This is a genomic window from Dellaglioa sp. CoH-57-MRSF-19 (assembly GCF_056781975.1).
Genome location: NZ_JBXAXW010000118.1, coordinates 1 through 488 on the forward strand (window position 1 = coordinate 1; position 488 = coordinate 488).

Consider the following 488-nt stretch of genomic DNA (forward strand, 5'->3'; position numbering starts at 1 on the left):
GTTTCACAGACTACCGGGATTGATACCGGAACTAATAACCCTTGGCCTACAGGGGTTATTGTTGACGGCTCAAACCAAACCCCGTAAGATTCACACATACCGCACTGAGCGGGATTAACCACTAGAGGCAAATATGGCAACCTACCTTAACCTGAAAATCGGCGCGGCTCGTCGTCTGGCCTATCTGCGCGGCTACGTGCAGGCGCATAACGAAAAGGTCGCAAAGAAGGGTTACGGGTTGACGCTGGATAGCTGGAAAGCGGCGCGCACGCAGCGCCTCGATTCGACGGGCGGCGGCCTGAGTGCCGGGTACAACGAGGAATACGGCCGCAAGTTTGAATGTCACACGACGTTCGATATCGCTGCACTTCCCGGCCGTTGCGATTTTGCGGATGAGATACACTCGTCATTTGATGCGGATTCGGTAATCCGCAATAACGGATGGTATGCGGACGCTGACTGTAATTCGGTCATGCGCGGCATCGTCG

The 488-nt window shown here is 54.9% G+C and carries 1 protein-coding gene; it reads left to right on the forward strand.

The features are described 5' to 3' along the window. Nucleotides 1-133: 133 nt before the first annotated feature. Nucleotides 134-488, forward strand: a 355-nt coding sequence (locus tag AC1RO3_RS08550) for a hypothetical protein (protein WP_481764010.1), incomplete at its 3' end; no start/stop codon positions are given.